Origin of the sequence: Thiohalorhabdus sp., assembly GCF_036628635.1 — a bacterium.
Lineage (GTDB): Bacteria > Pseudomonadota > Gammaproteobacteria > Thiohalorhabdales > Thiohalorhabdaceae > Thiohalorhabdus.
Genome location: NZ_JAZKRM010000009.1, coordinates 1 through 16673, shown reverse-complemented (window position 1 = coordinate 16673; position 16673 = coordinate 1). Strand labels below are relative to the sequence as shown.

Annotated in this window: 16 protein-coding genes and 1 tRNA gene; 13 read left to right on the top strand and 4 right to left on the bottom strand. The window is 68.2% G+C overall.

Going from position 1 to position 16673, the window contains the following annotated elements; translation table 11 throughout:
• Positions 1–17: 17 nt before the first annotated feature.
• The 8 genes from V5A19_RS04670 (at position 18) to der (ending at position 9137) form a co-directional block, all read left to right on the top strand.
• The gene (locus tag V5A19_RS04670) at positions 18–1238 is read left to right on the top strand and encodes a helix-turn-helix domain-containing protein (RefSeq protein ID WP_332318084.1); all 1221 of its coding nucleotides are present in this window, start codon (positions 18–20) and stop codon (positions 1236–1238) included.
• A 128-nt stretch (positions 1239–1366) separates the two neighbouring features.
• The gene (ispG, locus tag V5A19_RS04665; protein ID WP_332318145.1) at positions 1367–2506 is read left to right on the top strand and encodes a flavodoxin-dependent (E)-4-hydroxy-3-methylbut-2-enyl-diphosphate synthase; all 1140 of its coding nucleotides are present in this window, start codon (positions 1367–1369) and stop codon (positions 2504–2506) included.
• Positions 2506–3762: a histidine--tRNA ligase gene (hisS, locus tag V5A19_RS04660; RefSeq protein WP_332318083.1), complete on the top strand. Its 1257-nt coding sequence runs from the start codon at positions 2506–2508 to the stop codon at positions 3760–3762. The genes ispG and hisS overlap by 1 nt, the downstream gene beginning before the upstream one ends.
• A complete protein-coding gene (locus tag V5A19_RS04655; RefSeq protein WP_332318082.1) occupies positions 3740–4750 on the top strand; it encodes an ABC transporter ATP-binding protein in 1011 nt (336 codons plus the stop codon). The genes hisS and V5A19_RS04655 overlap by 23 nt, the downstream gene beginning before the upstream one ends.
• Entirely contained in the window at positions 4747–5694 is a 948-nt protein-coding gene (locus tag V5A19_RS04650) for an ABC transporter ATP-binding protein (protein ID WP_332318081.1), read from the top strand. The genes V5A19_RS04655 and V5A19_RS04650 overlap by 4 nt, the downstream gene beginning before the upstream one ends.
• 125 nt (positions 5695–5819) lie before the next feature.
• A complete protein-coding gene (locus V5A19_RS04645; RefSeq protein ID WP_332318080.1) occupies positions 5820–6488 on the top strand; it encodes a YfgM family protein in 669 nt (222 codons plus the stop codon).
• Positions 6485–7633, top strand: coding sequence for an outer membrane protein assembly factor BamB (bamB, locus tag V5A19_RS04640; protein ID WP_332318079.1), 1149 nt, complete (start codon positions 6485–6487; stop codon positions 7631–7633). The genes V5A19_RS04645 and bamB overlap by 4 nt, the downstream gene beginning before the upstream one ends.
• A gap of 124 nt (positions 7634–7757) precedes the next feature.
• On the top strand, positions 7758–9137 hold the full coding sequence (gene der / locus V5A19_RS04635; protein WP_332318078.1) for a ribosome biogenesis GTPase Der: 1380 nt from the start codon (positions 7758–7760) through the stop codon (positions 9135–9137).
• Positions 9138–9343: 206 nt separating this feature from the next.
• Here the strand turns inward: der and xseA are convergent, their stop codons facing one another.
• On the bottom strand, positions 9344–10705 hold the full coding sequence (gene xseA, locus V5A19_RS04630) for an exodeoxyribonuclease VII large subunit (RefSeq protein ID WP_332318077.1): 1362 nt from the start codon (positions 10703–10705) through the stop codon (positions 9344–9346).
• Between the two features lie 124 nt (positions 10706–10829).
• Here xseA and guaB point away from each other — a divergent pair, with 124 nt between their 5' ends.
• Both guaB and guaA read left to right on the top strand, forming a co-directional pair.
• Positions 10830–12293: an IMP dehydrogenase gene (guaB, locus tag V5A19_RS04625; protein ID WP_332318076.1), complete on the top strand. Its 1464-nt coding sequence runs from the start codon at positions 10830–10832 to the stop codon at positions 12291–12293.
• 124 nt (positions 12294–12417) lie between these two features.
• The gene (gene guaA, locus V5A19_RS04620; protein ID WP_332318075.1) at positions 12418–13986 is read left to right on the top strand and encodes a glutamine-hydrolyzing GMP synthase; all 1569 of its coding nucleotides are present in this window, start codon (positions 12418–12420) and stop codon (positions 13984–13986) included.
• A 79-nt stretch (positions 13987–14065) separates the two neighbouring features.
• Here the strand turns inward: guaA and hspQ are convergent, their stop codons facing one another.
• Together hspQ and hflD are read right to left on the bottom strand one after the other, a co-directional pair.
• The gene (gene hspQ / locus V5A19_RS04615) at positions 14066–14383 is read right to left on the bottom strand and encodes a heat shock protein HspQ (protein WP_332318074.1); all 318 of its coding nucleotides are present in this window, start codon (positions 14381–14383) and stop codon (positions 14066–14068) included.
• Between the two features lie 73 nt (positions 14384–14456).
• Complete coding sequence (hflD, locus tag V5A19_RS04610; RefSeq protein WP_332318073.1) at positions 14457–15149, bottom strand: high frequency lysogenization protein HflD; 693 nt, start codon at positions 15147–15149, stop codon at positions 14457–14459.
• Positions 15150–15276: 127 nt separating this feature from the next.
• Here hflD and trxC point away from each other — a divergent pair, with 127 nt between their 5' ends.
• Together trxC and tadA are read left to right on the top strand one after the other, a co-directional pair.
• The gene (gene trxC / locus V5A19_RS04605) at positions 15277–15723 is read left to right on the top strand and encodes a thioredoxin TrxC (protein ID WP_332318072.1); all 447 of its coding nucleotides are present in this window, start codon (positions 15277–15279) and stop codon (positions 15721–15723) included.
• Positions 15720–16196: a tRNA adenosine(34) deaminase TadA gene (gene tadA, locus V5A19_RS04600; protein WP_332318071.1), complete on the top strand. Its 477-nt coding sequence runs from the start codon at positions 15720–15722 to the stop codon at positions 16194–16196. Before trxC ends, tadA begins: the two co-directional genes overlap by 4 nt.
• Before the next feature lie 7 nt (positions 16197–16203).
• Here the strand turns inward: tadA and V5A19_RS04595 are convergent, their stop codons facing one another.
• Positions 16204–16500, bottom strand: coding sequence for a hypothetical protein (locus V5A19_RS04595; protein WP_332318070.1), 297 nt, complete (start codon positions 16498–16500; stop codon positions 16204–16206).
• A 95-nt stretch (positions 16501–16595) separates the two neighbouring features.
• On the opposite strand from V5A19_RS04595, the gene V5A19_RS04590 reads away from it, so the two are divergent.
• Positions 16596–16672: transfer RNA gene (locus V5A19_RS04590), tRNA-Arg, on the top strand.
• The last annotated feature ends 1 nt before the right edge of the window (position 16673 follow it).

Sequence of the window (16673 nt, the reverse complement as noted above, 5' to 3'; positions counted from 1 at the left end):
GGGGGTAGGGAGAGCACATGGCGACCCATGACGGACAGGAACAAGGGCCAGGTCCGGGCGAGCGCCTGAGCCGGGCGCGCGAGGCCATGGGGCGCAGTCCCCAGGATATGTCGGATGAGCTGCGCCTTTCGGTGGACCAGGTGCGGTCGCTGGAGGCTGAGGCCTTTCACCGGCTTCCGGGTGAAGCCTACGTTCGCGGTTACCTGCGCAATTACGCGGCAGCCGTGGGAATTCCCCCGGAGGAAGTCATGGCCGCCTATGACCAGCTTCCCGAAGGCAGCGGGGAGACCGGTGACGAGGATGAGTCTCCCCTGGTGCCGGCCCCCGAGCGGCCCCTGATCGAACATCCCTGGCGCGTTGTTTGGGTCAGCTTGGCGTTGCTGCTGGTGGTTACTGTGGTCACCCTCTGGCTGGTGGGTGAGAGCCAGGAGCCTGCCCTTTTGAACCAGTCGTCCTCGTCGTCCGGAACCGAGTCCACCGCCGCCAAGGTTTCGTCGGAGGTGGAAGAGGATGCGGCTGCCAGGGCGGATGAAAGCGAGGCGACCCCAGAGCCCACCGCGGAGGAGGAGGAGGGTTCCGGCGGCGGGGAGGGCTCGGTCGCGTCTGATTCCCCATCTTCGCCCGATCCCGAGCCGCCGTCGGAAAACCAGCAGTTGGTGGAATCCCCGCCGCCCCCTCAAGATACGGCCCCGGCTGGCGGCACGGACGCGGAGGGCGAAGCCTCAGGCGAAGAGGAAGCGGGGGACCAATCGCAAACCGCCGGGGAAACGGCCGAGGCCCCCCGGCCGGAAGGGGATGTCTTGACCGGTCCGGGTCTGGAAGGACCCAGCCTGCCGGAGCTACCCGGTCGCAACGGAGACGAACAAGCGGTAAAGCCCGAGGATCTCGAGACCCTACGGGTCCATACCTGGGCCGATTCTTGGCTTGAGGTTGCGGACGACCGGGGCCGGACCCTGTTGCGACGCCTGGTCAAGGAGGGCCGCGATGTCCGCCTTTACGGAAAGGCCCCTTTTCAGGTCAAGGTGGGGAATGCCGCGGGGGTTCAGCTCTATTTCGAGGGTGAGCCCCTCGGACCGCTGGGCGGTCGGGGGGAAGTGGTGGGTCTGAACGTGGACGCCGACTCCCCGACTATTCCCGAGTCGGAAGTGGCGCCCCATGGGCCCCCTGATCAGGGCGGGGAAGCAGGCTCCTCCCGAGAGCCCGCCCCGATGGATGAAAACGGCGCTGGGGCTTCCTGAGAAACGGAGGCCCCGGCTGCTTTCGAGCAAGTTCGAGGTGGACCCGAGCCGGGTCGACTTGAACAAATCCTGATGCCCGATGGCCAAACCGTCTGGAGGCATCCAGCCGGAAAGGGAGCTTGAACTATATGTGGGGGATCCATCGTCGAAAGACGCGGCAGATCCAAGTGGGCTCGGTTCCAGTCGGCGGGGATGCGCCCATCGCCGTCCAGACCATGACCAACACTGATACCTGCGACGTGGACGCCACCGTGGGCCAGATCCAGCAGGTGGCCAATGCCGGCGCCGACATTGTGCGGGTTTCCGTCCCCACCAAGGAGGCCGGCGAAGCCTTCGGCCGCATCCGCGAACAGGTGCCCGATGTCGCGCTGATCGCCGACATTCATTACGATTACCGGATCGCCTTGCAGGTAGCCGACCTGGGCGTCGATTGCCTCCGCATCAACCCGGGGAACATCGGTAAGCGGGAGCGGGTGGCCGCGGTAGTGGATGCCGCCAAGCACAACGGTGTCCCCATTCGGGTAGGGGTCAACGCTGGCTCTCTAGAGAAACGGCTTCTGGAGAAGTACAGCGAGCCCAACGCCGACGCCATGGTGGAATCGGCCCAGCGCCACCTGGAGATCCTGGAGAGCCACGGCTTCTACGACACCAAGATCAGCCTCAAGGCCTCGGACGTGTTCCTGGCGGTCGAGGCCTATCGCAAGCTGGCCACCCAGGTGGATTATCCCTTCCACCTCGGCATTACCGAGGCCGGCAGCCTCCGCATGGGCACCGTCCGCTCCTCGGTGGGCCTGGGCATGCTGCTGGCGGACGGCATCGGCGATACCCTGCGGGTTTCCCTGGCGGCGGATCCGGTGGAGGAGGTTAAGGTCGGGTTCGATATCCTCAAGAGTCTGCATCTGCGTCACCGCGGTGTGAACATCATTGCCTGCCCGAGCTGCTCCCGGCAGGAGTTCAATGTCATTGATAGCGTCAACGAGCTCGAGGCCCGGCTCGAGGACGTCAACGAGAACCTCAACGTCTCCATTATCGGGTGCGTGGTCAATGGCGTGGGCGAGGCCAAGGAAGCCGACGTCGGGGTTACCGGCGGCGGCCAGAACCTGGTCTACATCGACGGCGAGCCGGACTATAAGGTCGATAACGAATCCCTGGTGGACCGAGTCGAGCGGACTGTGCGCGATTACGTGGCCCGCAAGAAGGCGGCGGAGGAGGCAGAGGATGACGAGACCGGGGAGGGGCCGACGGCGACATCGGCAATGGAGCAGTAATGGCCGACAAGATCCGTCCTGTGCGCGGGATGAACGATGTCCTGCCGGATGAGACCCCCGCCTGGCAGCATCTGGAGAAGGAGGCACGGCGCGTCCTGGAGGGCTACGGCTACGCGGAAGTCCGGTTCCCGCATTTGGAGCGCCTGGAGCTTTTCGCGCGTTCCATCGGCGAGGATACGGACATCGTCGAGAAGGAAATGTATACCTTCGAGGATACCGGCGGCGACACCCTGGCGCTTCGCCCGGAGGGAACCGCTGGTTGCGTTCGCGCTGGTATCACCGCGGGTCTTTTCCGCGGCCAGACCCACCGCCTCTACTACATCGGTCCCATGTTCCGCCACGAGCGCCCCCAGAAGGGGCGCTATCGGCAGTTCCACCAGGTAGGAGTGGAGGCCTTCGGGGCCGAGACCGCGGATATGGACGTCGAGCAGATCCTCATGGCCCGCCGCCTGCTCAGCGACCTGGGTGTCGGCGGGTTAAACCTGCAACTTAACTCCCTCGGCAAACCCGAGGACCGGCGGGCCTATCGCGCGGTTCTGATCGATTTTCTGGAGGCTCGGCAGGACCAGCTGTGTGACACCTGCCGGCAGCGCATTCCCCGCAACCCCATGCGGGTCTTGGACTGCAAGGTGGAGGGCTGTCAGGCGGTGGTGCGCGATGCACCGGCGATCAGCGATCACCTGGGGGAGGTTAGCCAGGCCCATTTCGACCGGGTCCGGAACCTGCTCGACGCCGCCGGTGTCCCCTACGAGCACAATCCGCGGCTGGTGCGCGGTCTTGACTACTATACCGATACCGTATTCGAGTGGACCAGCGACCAACTGGGGGCTCAGGCCACCGTGGTGGCTGGCGGCCGTTACGACGGCCTGGTTACGGAGATCGGCGGCCCATCGACGCCGGCGGTGGGCTTTGCCCTGGGCATCGAGCGCCTCCTGGCGCTCATGGACGACGAGCGCATCCCCGGAAAGGCGCCCGATGCCTTCCTGGCGCCTCTGGGGACCGGGGTGGAAGCCTCGGCCCTGGCCCTGGCCGAGAATCTCCGCGACCGCGGGTTGAGGGTTTGGTACAACTGCGGCGGGGGTAGCTTGAAGAGCCAGCTCAAGAAGGCGGACCGCAGCGGCGCTCCGGTGTCGCTTGTGATCGGCGAGCAGGAGATGGCCGACGGCACAGTGCTGATTCGCGATCTGGTCACCGGGGACCAGCAGAGCGTGGCCCGGGGGGAGGCGGCCGAAATTGTCCGCACCCGCATCGGCTAGCCGTGCCACGGATGCCGTGCTCGCCCTGGACGGGCTGACCGTCAGCCTGGACGCCACGGGGAGCCAGATTCCCGTGGACGACGTCAGCCTCAGTCTAAGGGCAGGGGAGACCTTGTGCCTGGTGGGGGAGTCGGGCTGCGGCAAGTCCATGACCGCCCTGGCCTGCATGGGGCTTTTGCCCGAAGGGGGCTGTATCCGTTCCGGCAGTATCCGGTTCCAGGGTCGGGAGATCGGTGGGGCCAGCCCCGCCCAATGGCGACGGCTTCGCGGTGACGCCTTGGCCATGATCTTCCAGGAGCCCATGACCAGCCTCAATCCGGTGTTCACCGTGGGGCGCCAGGTCACTGAGCCCCTCCGCCTCCATCGCGGCCTTGACCGTAGGGAGGCCTGGCGAAGAGCCGGCGAGCTCCTGGAGCAGGTAGGCATCCCCGATCCCGGCCAGCGCCTTAGGGCCTATCCCGACGAGCTCTCCGGCGGTCAGCGCCAGCGGGTTATGGTCGCCATGGCCCTGGCCTGCAAACCGGACGTTCTCATCGCCGACGAGCCCACCACGGCCCTGGATGTCACCATCCAGGGCCAGATCCTGGAGCTTCTGGCCGATCTGCGAGCCGAGCACGGCATGGGGCTGCTGTTCATCACCCACGACTTCGGGGTGGCCGAGGAGATCGCTGACCAAATCGCGGTCATGTACGCCGGCCAAATTGTGGAGCACGGGCCCGCTGGAAGGGTCCTGGCCGATCCCCGTCATCCCTATACCACCGGGCTGATGGAGGCCATCCCCGGGCGCGCCCGACCGGGCGAGCGCCTACCCGCCCTCGGGGGCAAGGTCCCGGAGATGGGCCATTTGCCCGACCACTGCCGCTTCGCCGATCGCTGCCCCCTGGCGCAGCCACGCTGCCGCCGGGAGCCCATCCCTCTGGTGGAGCGCCAGGGCCACGCCAGCCGTTGCCTGTTTGCGGACCGCGTTGGGCCGGAGATTTGGCATTGAATGCCTTGCTGGAGCTGGAAGGCCTGTCGAAGGGCTTTGCGAGCCGCGGCCCCTGGGGGCGTAGGGGCGAGACCTTCTGGGCGGTGCAGGACGTCGACCTTACTGTGGCCCCCGGGGAGACCGTGGGGCTGGTGGGGGAGTCGGGCTGCGGCAAATCCACCTTGGCTCGCGCGGCCCTCCGCCTGCTGGAGCCCGATGCCGGCAGTGTGCGCTTCGCGGGCACCGAGCTCACTACTGCAGGGGCAAGGAGCTTGCGCGCGGCCCGCCGGGATCTCCAGGTCGTCTTCCAGGACCCCTTCGCCAGTCTCGACCCGCGCATGCGGGTTGGCCGGATCGTGGCAGAGGGCCTCGCCATCCATGGCGTGGGTGATCGGGGCAGCCGCCGGCGGCGTGTCGCGGATGTCCTCGAACGCTGCGGCCTCAGCCCGGAGGCCGCCGACAAATTCCCGCACCAGTTCTCCGGCGGTCAGCGCCAGCGCATCGGCATCGCTCGGGCCCTGGCCATGGAGCCGCGCCTTATTATCTGCGACGAGCCCATATCGGCGCTCGACGTGTCCATCCAGGCCCAGATCCTGAACCTGCTCACGGACCTGCAGCGGGATATGGGCCTGGCCTATCTGTTCATAAGCCACGACCTAGGGGTCGTGCGCCACCTGTGCGACCGGGTGGCCGTGATGTACGGCGGTCGAATTGTTGAGGCGGCTCCGGCCGAGGCCTTGTTCCATAGCCCCGCCCATCCCTATACGCGGGGCCTGCTGGCGGCCCTGCCGGGAGCCCGCCGTCGCCGCGACTCCCGCATCCCCGCCGCGGCCAAGCGTGCGGCGGAAGGCCAATGCCCGTTCTACCCGCGATGTCCGGAGGCGGAGCCGGCCTGCGCCCGGTGGGACTTCCAGGCCTATGATCTGGGGCGCGGCCGTGAGGTTGCCTGCCGGCGCGCCGTCTGAGCCGGGTGGCGTGTTCATAATCCCTTATCCCCCGGCGGGTCGGTAGGGGCCATGGGCAGGGCCGCCTTACCGCGTATAATGCCGCCCTCCGCCGCCACGAACCCCGTAGGGCCAAGGAGACGAGCTTGGAAGAGGACCTGGATCTGGAAGAGGGCCGCCGGCTGGCGGCGGTCAAGGAATTCGCCTATCGCCATCGTTACCTGCTCGCGGTCCTTGCCGTGGCGGTCGTGGCGGGCGCTGCGGCGGGCTGGGGCTACGCTCGCCATCAAAAGGCCCAGCAGGTGGAGGCCTCGAGCCACTACCAGGATGGCGTGGCGGCTTTGACCGAGGGCCTAAGCGGGGATGCCCGCCAGGCCTTCAAGACATTGGTCACCGAGTACGGCGGTACAACCTATGCCACCATGGGCCGGGTCCTGCGGGCCCGGCTGCTGCACGCCGACGGCGACCCCGAGGGGGCGCTTGCCCTTCTGGAACCGGTGGTAGGGGGGCAGTCCGGCCACTCCGAGGCCCGTCAGGTGGCCGTGGAGGAGGCGGCCCGGATCCATTGGGAGCAAGGTGACGTGGAAGGCGCCCTGGCGAGCCTGGAAGAGATCGCCGGCACCGCGTATCAGCCTTCCTATTTCCAGCTCCGTGGCGACCTCCTTGCCGCCGCCGACCGGCCCCGGCAGGCGCGCTCGGCTTACAAGCGGGCCCTCAAGCAGCCCGGGGCCGAAGCCCTTCGCTCCGGTCTGGAGTCCCGGATCGACCAGCTACCGGGCAGCGGCGGGGCGCCGGATGAAGGGGACGGCGCATGATCCCCAGGTCCTTGGTCTTCGCCGGTATGGCCGCGGTGCTGATCCTCGCCGGTCCCGCCCTGTCGGATGCGAAAGCCCAGCCGACCGAGGAGTCCCCGGCTTTCAGTCCCTATCGCTCCTGGGCCCTGCCCCTGTTCACCCGCTGGTCCATTCGGCCCTACGCGGCCGCCCGCATGGCCGCCCAGGAGGGTGTGGCCTTCGTTGGCACCCGGTCAGGGCGGCTGGCGGCCGTGGATTCCGAATCCGGCGCTGTTCGCTGGGTCCGTGACCTGGAGGGTCGGATCCCCGCCGGACCGGCCGTTACCGATGGCGGCCGGGTTATCGTGGGTACGGGGGCTGGATGGGTTTTGGCGGTGGACGCCGAAAGCGGCGAAACCCTTTGGCGGAGCCAGGTTTCCTCTGAGGTGGTAACGGTGCCCCGGATAGCCTCCGGGATGGTGTTCGTGGGCACCGCCGACGACTTCCTGTGGGCCTTGCGGACCGCCGATGGTGGCACCCGCTGGTCGTTCAACGTGGAGGGGAAGGGGCTGTCCCTCCGGGGCGCGTCCCGGCCGGCATTCCATCGGGGCCGGGTGTTCACCGGGTTCTCCACCGGCGAGCTGGTGGCCCTGGAAAGCGGCGACGGCAAGCCCGCCTGGCGCCACACCATGGCCTCTCCTAGCGGGCGCACCGAGCTCGAGCGCATGGTGGACGTGGATGCCGCGCCGCAGGTGGTGGACGGGACGGTCATCGGGGCGGCCTATCACGGCTCGGTGGTGGCCTTGAACGCGGATGACGGCCAGCAGCTGTGGCAACGGAGCTTTTCCGTCCACAACGATCCCGTGGTGACCGCTGAGCGGGTCTTCTTGACCACCGCGGAGGGCGATGTGATGGCTCTGGAGCGTCGCAACGGAGGCACCATGTGGACGCAGGAAGTGCTGCGCGACGCCGGGTCACTGTCCCCCCCCGTGGTAACCGACCGCGCCGTGGTGGTGGCCGACGCCGACGGCCGGGTTACCTGGTTCGAGCGCGCCGGTGGGCGCGTCCTCGGCCAGATCCAGATCGGCCCCAGTGCCATCCACGGTCCGCCCTTGCCCCTGGAAGGGGGCGGCCTGCTGGTCCTGACGGACCAGGGGACCCTCAACCGCGTCGGCTTGCCCGAATAGCACCCTAACCCAACGGCCTGCGGTTCCGGAGGGGCCGGCATGGCCCCGCCGAAGTCCGTGGTAGGCTGGGTGCCCGGGCCCGAAGGCCCTTCCTTGCGTTTTCCGAACCTAAGCACATGACCCCATGAAGCCTATCGTCGCCCTCGTTGGCCGGCCCAATGTGGGCAAGTCCACCCTGTTCAACCGCCTGACCCGGACCCGTGACGCCCTGGTTTCCGACCATCCCGGGGTGACCCGGGATCGCATCTACGGCCATTGCGACTATGGCGAGCAGGATTTCCTGCTGGTGGATACCGGCGGCCTGGAGAGCGAGGCCACCGACGGCGTCGCCGGGCTGGCCGATGAGCAGGCGCGTCAGGCCATCCAAGACGCCGAGATGGTGGTGTTTTTGGTGGACGGTGGCCTCGGTCTCCATCCCGAGGACGCCGCCATCGCCGAGGGGCTGCGGCGCCTGGAGGTGCCGGTGCTGGTGGCGGTGAACAAGAGTGAGGACCAGGACCCGGCCGTCATCAGCGCTGAGTTCCACGGCCTGGGCCTGGGCGAGCCCCTGCCCATTTCCGCCACCCACGGCCGGGGGGTGGGGCGGCTGGTGCGCCTGGTGGAGGAGCGCCTGCCGCCGGCAGCCCCGGAGGAGGGCGAGGACCTGCCCGGTATTCGGATCGCGGTGGTGGGCCGGCCCAATGTGGGCAAGTCCACCCTGGTCAACGCCCTGTTGGGCGAGGCACGCGTGATCACCTTTGATCAGCCGGGGACGACCCGCGACGCCGTCCATTCGGTGCTCGAGCGCGACCGCCAGAGCTACACTTTGGTGGATACCGCCGGGGTCCGCCGCCGCTCGCGCATCAAGGAAGGGCTGGAGCGTTTTTCCACGCTCAAGGCCATCCAGGCCATGGAGACCGCCGATGTGGTCTTCCTGCTGGTGGATGCCCAGGAGGGCATCACCGATCAGGACGCCCGTCTGGCCCGGCTGGTCCTGGACGCTGGGCGAGGCACGGTGCTCACGGTGAACAAATGGGACGGCCTGGACGCCGAGCAGAAGGAGGTGGCCCGCCGGACCCTGGACATCAAGCTGGCCAACCTCCTCGACTTCGCCCCCGAGCTCAAGATCTCCGCCAAGTACGGGACCAACGTCGGCCATCTGCTGGAGACCGCGCAGCGGGTGTACGCCGCATTCACCGCGGAGCTGTCCACCAACGAACTCAACCGCGTTTTGCGCCAGGCCGTGGACAGCCATCCGCCGCCTTACCGTAGCGGCTTCCGGCCCAAGCTCCGCTACGCCCACCAGGGCGGCAAGCGCCCGCCCACGGTGGTCATCCACGGCACGCGCACCGGCAGCCTGCCGGACCATTACCTGCGCTACCTGGAGCGCCAGTTCCGCGACGCCTTCAGTATGGAGGGGGTGCCCCTGCGGCTGGCATTCCGCAGCCAGGAGAGCCCTTACAAGGGCCGGGCGCGGCACAAGAACCCGCCCAAGCGGGTGGCCGGCAAGAAGCGGCGGAAGTGAGGCGTGAGGAGTGAGGGGTTAGGTGTAACGTCAGAGGCGACGTCGAAAGGCGTAATCCGCAGATGACTCAGATGAACGCAGATTACGACGAGTCCAATCCTGCTTGGATGAAGGGGGCTTCGCTAGTTTTCGTTTAGGGAAGGGCCTCCCATTTGCGGCCATCTGGGTCATCTGTGGATAGCGCCGTGGCCTTTGCGCTTCACCCCTCACTCCTCACGCTTTCCTTCAACCCGGCAATCCAAGCTCCCCTGCCCAAGCTGCACGTTGACCGCCGCGCCGACCGCGGCCTGGTCGGCGCGGCGCAAGATCTGGCCGTCCCTTCGGGCGATGGCGTAGCCGCGGGCCAGGGTACCCAGGGGGCTGACGGCCTCCAGTTGGCGCGCCATTCCCTGCAGCCTCTGGCGCCGCCGGGGGAGCGCCTCGTGGCGCACGGCCCGGACCAGTCGGGTCCGAAGCTGGTCGATCCGGGTCTGCTCCCTGGGCAGGCGGACGGCCGGCCCGGCCCGTTGGAGGCGGGTGGTCAGCCCCGTTAGCCGCTGGCGGTGGAGGGCCAGGTTGCGCTGCAGGGCGCGGGCAAGCCGCAGGCGGTCGTCCATGTTGCGCTGGCGCAGCTCCCGCAGTCGGCGGCCGGGGTGGACCAGCCGACGGCGGGTCTGGTCCAGCCGCTGGGCCCGGTCCTGGAGGCGGCGCTCCCCGGCCCGCTCCAGTCGTTGCCGGGCGGTGGCCAGCCGCCGGTTGAGGACCTGGCGGTCGGGGGCCACTCGCTCCGCGGCACCGGTTGGGGTGGGCGCGCGCAGGTCCGCCGCGTGATCGGCGATGGTGACATCCACCTCGTGGCCCACGCCCACCACCACCGGCAGGTCGCTGGCCCGGATGGCCCGGGCCAGCTCCGGCTCGTTGAAGGACCAAAGGTCCTCCAGGCTGCCGCCGCCGCGGGTCAGGATGAGCACGTCGCATTCCGCCCGCTGGTTGGCCGTCTCCAGCGCGCGCGCAATGGCGGGGGCGGCCTCCTTGCCCTGGACCGGAACCGGGTAGAGAACCACCGGCAGCCCGGGAAAGCGCCGACCCAGGGTGGTTAGGACGTCCCGTATGGCGGCGCCGGTGGGCGAGGTGATAATGCCGATGCGGCGGGGCAGGGCGGGCAGGGGACGCTTGATCTCATCGGCGAACAGACCCTCCGCCGCCAGCTTGCGCTTGAGCTCCTCGAAGGCCCGCTGCAGGGCGCCCTCACCGGCCTCCTCCACGTGCTCCACGATCAGCTGGAAATCGCCGCGGGCGGTGTACAGGCTTACCTGGGCGCGCAGCCGCACGTGCATGCCCCCTTCCGGCTCGAACCGCAGCAGCCGGTTGCGGCCGCGGAACATGGCACAGCGCACCTGGGCACGCTCATCCTTGAGCGAGAAATAGAGGTGGCCGCTGGCGGGCCGCGAGACGTTGGATAGCTCGCCCTCCACCCACAACAAGGGGAAGCTCGCCTCGAGCAGGCCGCGCGCCTCGTGGTTGAGACGGGAAACGGTGTAGACGGTGGCCTCTTCGGCGGAGGGCGGGGAGGGATGGTCGGCGGCCACGGTGGTCCTCCTTGGCGGCGAAGGCCCGACCCTAGCACGCCGCCGGCCGCGTTGCCTGCCGGGTCGGGAACCGATAAAATAAATCGTTTATCCCGAGCCCGTCGGTGCGATGGAGACTCCTGCTATGCGGCTGCGTACCCAAACCGCGCTCACCTTCGACGATGTCCTCTTGCTGCCCGCCTATTCCGACGTCCTGCCCAAGGACGCCGACCTAGCCTCCCGGATTACCCGCAACATTCGGCTCAACCTGCCGCTGGTCTCGGCCGCCATGGATACCGTGACCGAGGGACGGGCCGCTATCACCGTCGCCCAGGAAGGCGGCATAGGCGTGATCCACCGCAACATGACCGCCGCCGAGCATGCCGCCGAGGTGCAGAAGGTCAAGAAGTTCGAGAGCGGGGTTATCAAGGATCCGGTCACAATCGTCCCGGACGCGCCCCTGAACGAGGCGGTGGATCTCATGCGGGAACACCGCATTACCGGCATCCCCGTCACCGAGGGTGACCGGCTGGTGGGCATCCTGACCAACCGCGACCTGCGCTTCGAAAGCGGCCTCGACCGGCCGGTTTCCGAGCTGATGACCGGGGGCGCCGACCTGGTCACGGTGCAGGAGGGCACCACCCTGGAGGAGGCCAAGCGCTTGCTCCACCACCACCGCATCGAGAAGCTGCTGGTGGTCAATGACGACTTCCACCTGCGCGGCATGATCACGGTCAAGGACATCGAGAAGTCCACCGAGCACCCCCTGGCGGCCAAGGACGACCAGGGCCGCCTGCGGGTGGCCGCCGCCGTCGGTACCTCGCCGGATACCGCCGAACGGGTGGAGGCGCTGGTCTCGGCCGGGGTCGACCTCATCGTGGTGGACACCGCCCATGGCCACACCAGCGGCGTGATGGACTGGGTGGCCTGGGTCAAGCGCAGCTTCCCGAATGTGGAGGTCATGGGGGGCAACATCGCCACCGGCGATGCCGCCCGCGACCTGGTCGAGGCCGGGGCCGACGGCGTCAAGGTGGGCATCGGCCCCGGCTCCATCTGCACCACTCGGGTAGTGGCCGGGGTGGGCGTGCCCCAGATCACCGCCATCGCCGATGTGGCCGAGGCCCTGGAAGGCACCGGGGTGCCCATGGTGGCCGATGGCGGCATCCGCTTTTCCGGGGACCTGGCCAAGTCGGTGGCCGCCGGCGCCGATTGCGTCATGGTTGGCAGCCTCCTGGCCGGTACCGAGGAGTCCCCGGGCGAGGTGGAGCTGTACCAGGGCCGTTCCTACAAGACCTACCGCGGCATGGGCTCCATCGGCGCCATGCAGGCCGGTTCCAAGGACCGCTACGGCCAGGGCGAGGTAACCGAAGCCAACAAGCTGGTGCCCGAAGGCGTGGAGGGCCGCGTCCCCTACAAGGGGGCCATGGGCAACGTTCTGCGCCAGCTGGTGGGGGGGTTGCGCTCGGCCATGGGCTACACTGGCTGCCGGGATATACAGCAGATGCGCACCCAGCCCGAGTTCATCCAGATCACCGGCGCCGGCTTCCGCGAAGGGCACGTCCACGACGTGACCATCACCAAGGAATCCCCCAACTACCATACGGACTGAGGGTGTCCCGAGGCCAGTTTTTTGCAGTGGCGGGTACTCCGCCCTTCAAGAGCATCAAGGAGTCCTCGATTCCGGACCCTCCGGCATTACCAACCAGGCAGCATCAGGGTAGTCCCGCCCCGCCATGACCGAGACCACCGACGCCCTCCATGCCGAGCGCATCCTCGTCCTCGACTTCGGCAGCCAGTACACCCAGCTCATCGCCCGCCGGGTGCGCGAGAGCCGGGTCTACTGTGAGATTCACCCCTATACGGATTCCCTGGTCGCCATCCGCGACTTCGCCCCGGCGGGCATCATCCTGTCCGGCGGTCCGGAGTCAGTTCTCGACCCGGAGGCACCCACCGTGGATCCCGGCGTGTTCGAGCTGGGCGTGCCGGTGCTCGGCATCTGCTACGGCATGCAGCTGATGACGCACCAGCTCGGTGGCCGGGTAGAGGAAGCGGCCCGGCGCGAGTACGGCCGTGCCCTGCTGCATGTGGACGCCCCCGAGGGGCCCTTCCGCGGCCTGGGCACCGATGAGGCCACCGAGGTGTGGATGAGCCACGGCGACCGCATTGCCGAGCTGCCCGCCGGCTTCCTGGCGCTAGCCCACACCGACAACTCGCCGTTGGCGGCCATCGGCGATCCTGACCGGCACTTGTACGCCCTGCAGTTCCACCCGGAGGTGGCCCACACCCCGCGCGGCTCCGAGATCCTGGAGAACTTCGTTCGCGGCGAGTGCGGCTGCCATGGCCAATGGACCATGGGCTCGTTCATCGAGCTCGAGGCTCAGCGCATCCGCAGCCAGGTGGGGCAGGGCAAGGTGATCTCGGCGCTGTCCGGCGGTGTCGACTCCGCCGTGGCCTCGGTGCTCACCCATCGCGCCATCCGTGATCAGCTCACCTGCATCTTCGTGAACAACGGCCTGCTGCGTAAGGGCGAGGCCGAGCGGGTCCAGAAGGTGTTCCGCGACTGGTACGAGATCCCCCTGCGCTACGTGGACGCCTCCGACCGCTTCCTGGACCGCCTGGCCGGTATTGATGATCCGGAGGAGAAGCGCCGCATCATCGGCAACACCTTCATCGAGGTCTTCGAGGAGGAGGCCGCCGCCCTCGGCGGGGCCGATTTCCTGGCCCAGGGCACCCTCTATCCCGACGTCATCGAGTCGGTCTCGCCCATCGGCGGCCCGTCCGCCACCATCAAGTCCCACCACAATGTGGGCGGCCTGCCCGAGCGCATGCAGCTCGGGCTGGTAGAGCCGCTGCGGGAGCTGTTCAAGGACGAGGTGCGCGAGCTCGGCCGCGAGCTGGGCATGCCCGAAGAGATGGTCAACCGCCAGCCCTTCCCGGGCCCGGGCCTGGCCATCCGCTGTCTGGGTGCGGTGGACCGGGACAAGCTGGTGCCCCTGCGCGAGGCCGACGCCATCGTCCTCGAGGAGGTCAAGGAGGCGGGGCTTTACGAGCGCATCTGGCAGAGCTTCGCCGTGCTGTTACCGGTCCAGAGCGTGGGCGTCATGGGGGACCAACGCACCTACGAGAACGCCGTTTGCCTGCGGGCGGTGGAGTCGGTGGACGGCATGACCGCCGACTGGGCGCGGCTGCCCTACGACCTGCTTGGCCGTATCGCCAACCGCATCAGCAACGAGGTGCCCGGGATCAACCGGGTGGTCTATGACGTCTCCTCCAAGCCGCCGGGCACCATCGAGTGGGAATGACCGGTCGGACCGGTCTGCTCTGCCCACGTAAAAAAGCCCCGCCAAACGGCGGGGCTTTGTCGCGGCGGGGGAGGTCGGGTCAGTTTAGGGTCTGGTGGACCGTATAGCGGCCGTGGTGGTATTCGCCGATCAGGCCGGCCATGCCCGGATGGGACACGGGCTCCTCGGTGTCGTCGCTCTCCAGGCTCTGTTCGGCCACATAGGCTACCTGCTCGGACTCGTCCACAAGGAGGCTGTACCAGGGCTGCTCGCGCGGCGGCCGGCCCTCGGCACCCGATTCGTACCACGCTTCGGGACCGTCGAACTCGGGGTCCACGTCGATGACAATGCCCCGGTATTGCTTGTGCTGGTGTCTGACGATGTCGCCAAGGGTGAAATTCGCGGTTTGAGTGAGCATTTGGAGTATCCTCCTGGAATATGCCAAGGGGCATATGCGGATGACCGGACCCTTTTTCAACAATAGCAGTCTTTCAGAGGGTAAGCTCACTCAGCAGCCGTTCCGCGGCTGCCTGGTAGCGACCGCGGGCCAGGAGCAGGTGCCATCGCCGGCCGCCCTGTTGGCGCCACAGCACGGCCGAGCGCAGGCCGGCCAAAAGAAGGGCACGCACCCGGGCCACCTGGTCGGGGTCGCTGAGGATGTCGCTCTCGCCCCGGACTACAATGCGGGGTCCCAGGGCGCTTACGTGCTCGCTGTAGATGTCGGCCAGGCGGTTGGCGACATTGGGGTGGTCCGGGCCGAAATGATCGAAGGTGCGGCGGGCCGCCTCGATGCCCTCACCAAGCTGACCGAGGCCCCCAGGCTTTGCCGAGAGCTTGCGCTCCAGAGCGGTAAGGCCGATGACGTAGCGGGCCAGCTCCAGGTCGGCCTGCTGGCGCCCGGTCTGGGGGCCGCGAAGCTGGTCCCGGAGGAGGGTCAGGCCCAGGCGGACGCCGCTCAGGCCTCCGTAGACGTTCGCCACCGACTCCGGATCGGTGACGAAGACACTGGCAATGCTCGCGTCGCGGGCGGTCTCGTGACTGATAGTGCCCTTGCGGGCGTTCTCCTGGACCAGACCGGCGGCCTGGAAGACCCCCGCCAGGGCGAGGGCCCGCCGCTCGGTGGCGTCGGTCCGCTGGCCGGATCCGCTGGAGTCCGCGCTTGGCGGCGAGGTGCTGTCGGGCAACCGGTTGCCTCCGTGGCCCATTGGGCCGCGTAGTCTACCGGAGACAGCCGCAGGTGGCTAAGGCGGGCATTGCCACCACGGCGGTGCGTCCCCAATTCTAGGGGAGCACCGGATACGGAGGGAAGCCATGGCTTTGAGGAAGGAAACGGCCGTCCACATCCCTTGCCCCGCGTGCGGCGCGGTTAACCGGGTGCCCCCGGACCGGCTTTCGCAGGAGCCGGTATGCGGCCGCTGCGGCGGGGCCCTGGTGCCGGAGAAGCCGCTGACGGTCACCGACAGCACTTTCGCCAAGCAGGTGGAGCGCTGCGACCTGCCGGTGGTTGTGGATTTCTGGGCCGGCTGGTGCGGCCCTTGTCAAACCATGGCCCCGGTGGTGGACGCCGCCGCCCGCAATTTGAGCCCGCATGTGCGTGTGGCCAAGATGGAGGTGGACCAGAACCCGCAGACCGCCGGGCGCTTCGGCATCCGCTCCATCCCCACCATCATCCTGTTCCGGGGCGGCCAGGAAGTTGACCGGGTCGCCGGGGCCATGCAGGCCAACCAGTTCGAGCCCTGGGTGCGCCAGCACCTATGACCGGCTCCCAGGGGCAGGACGAGCCGGCCGCCGACCGGCACTGGATGGAGCGGGCCCTGGCCGAGGCCCGCAGGGCCGGGGAAGCCGGAGAGGTGCCCGTAGGGGCGGCGGTGGTGCACCAGGGCGAGCTCCTGGCGGCGGCCGGCAACGCCCCCTGGGGCAGCCACGACCCCACCGGCCACGCCGAGATCCGCGCCCTGCGCCGGGCAGCCGCCGAGGTCGGCAACTACCGCCTGCCCGAGGCCACCCTGTACGTCACCCTGGAGCCCTGCCTGATGTGCGTTGGGGCCATGGTCCACGCCCGGGTGGCGCGGTTGGTCTACGGGGCCTCCGACCCCAAAAGCGGCGCCGCCGAAAGCGTGGTGGCTGGATTTGCCCTGCCCGGACTCAACCACCACCCGGACGTCATCGGCGGCGTCCTCGCTGGGCAATGCGGCGAGCTGCTGCGTGGGTTCTTCCGCGCCCGGCGCTGAGCCCGAATTACTGGTCGATGCCGCGTCCCTGCCATTTGGCCACCAGGTGGATGACCGCCGCCGCCAGGATGACCCCGCTTAGCAGGGGCACCGGGGTCTTGAGCAGGTCCTCGCCCAACCAGTTCCGTGCCAGGGTGTTGGCCGCGTATCCCAGCAGTACAGTTACCACCATTCCCCCCAGCAGGTAGGGAATGGGCACCAACCGGCGTGTCACCAGCACGAAGATCAGGTAGATCACAAAGTAGGGAACGGCGGTAAAGCCGATGGCCACTCCGAGCAGGTAGAGAGGGTCCGCGGCTTCCATGGTCGAATCCTTTCCAACGGTTTGGGCGGGCGCAGTTCGGCCGGTATACTTGCACGAGCCCGGCGGTTACCCAACCGCGGAATGTCCCTGACTCCGCCCCGGTAGCTCAGCAGGATAGAGCGACGGCCTCCTAAGCCGTAGGTCACTGGTTCGAATCCAGTCCGGGGCACCAT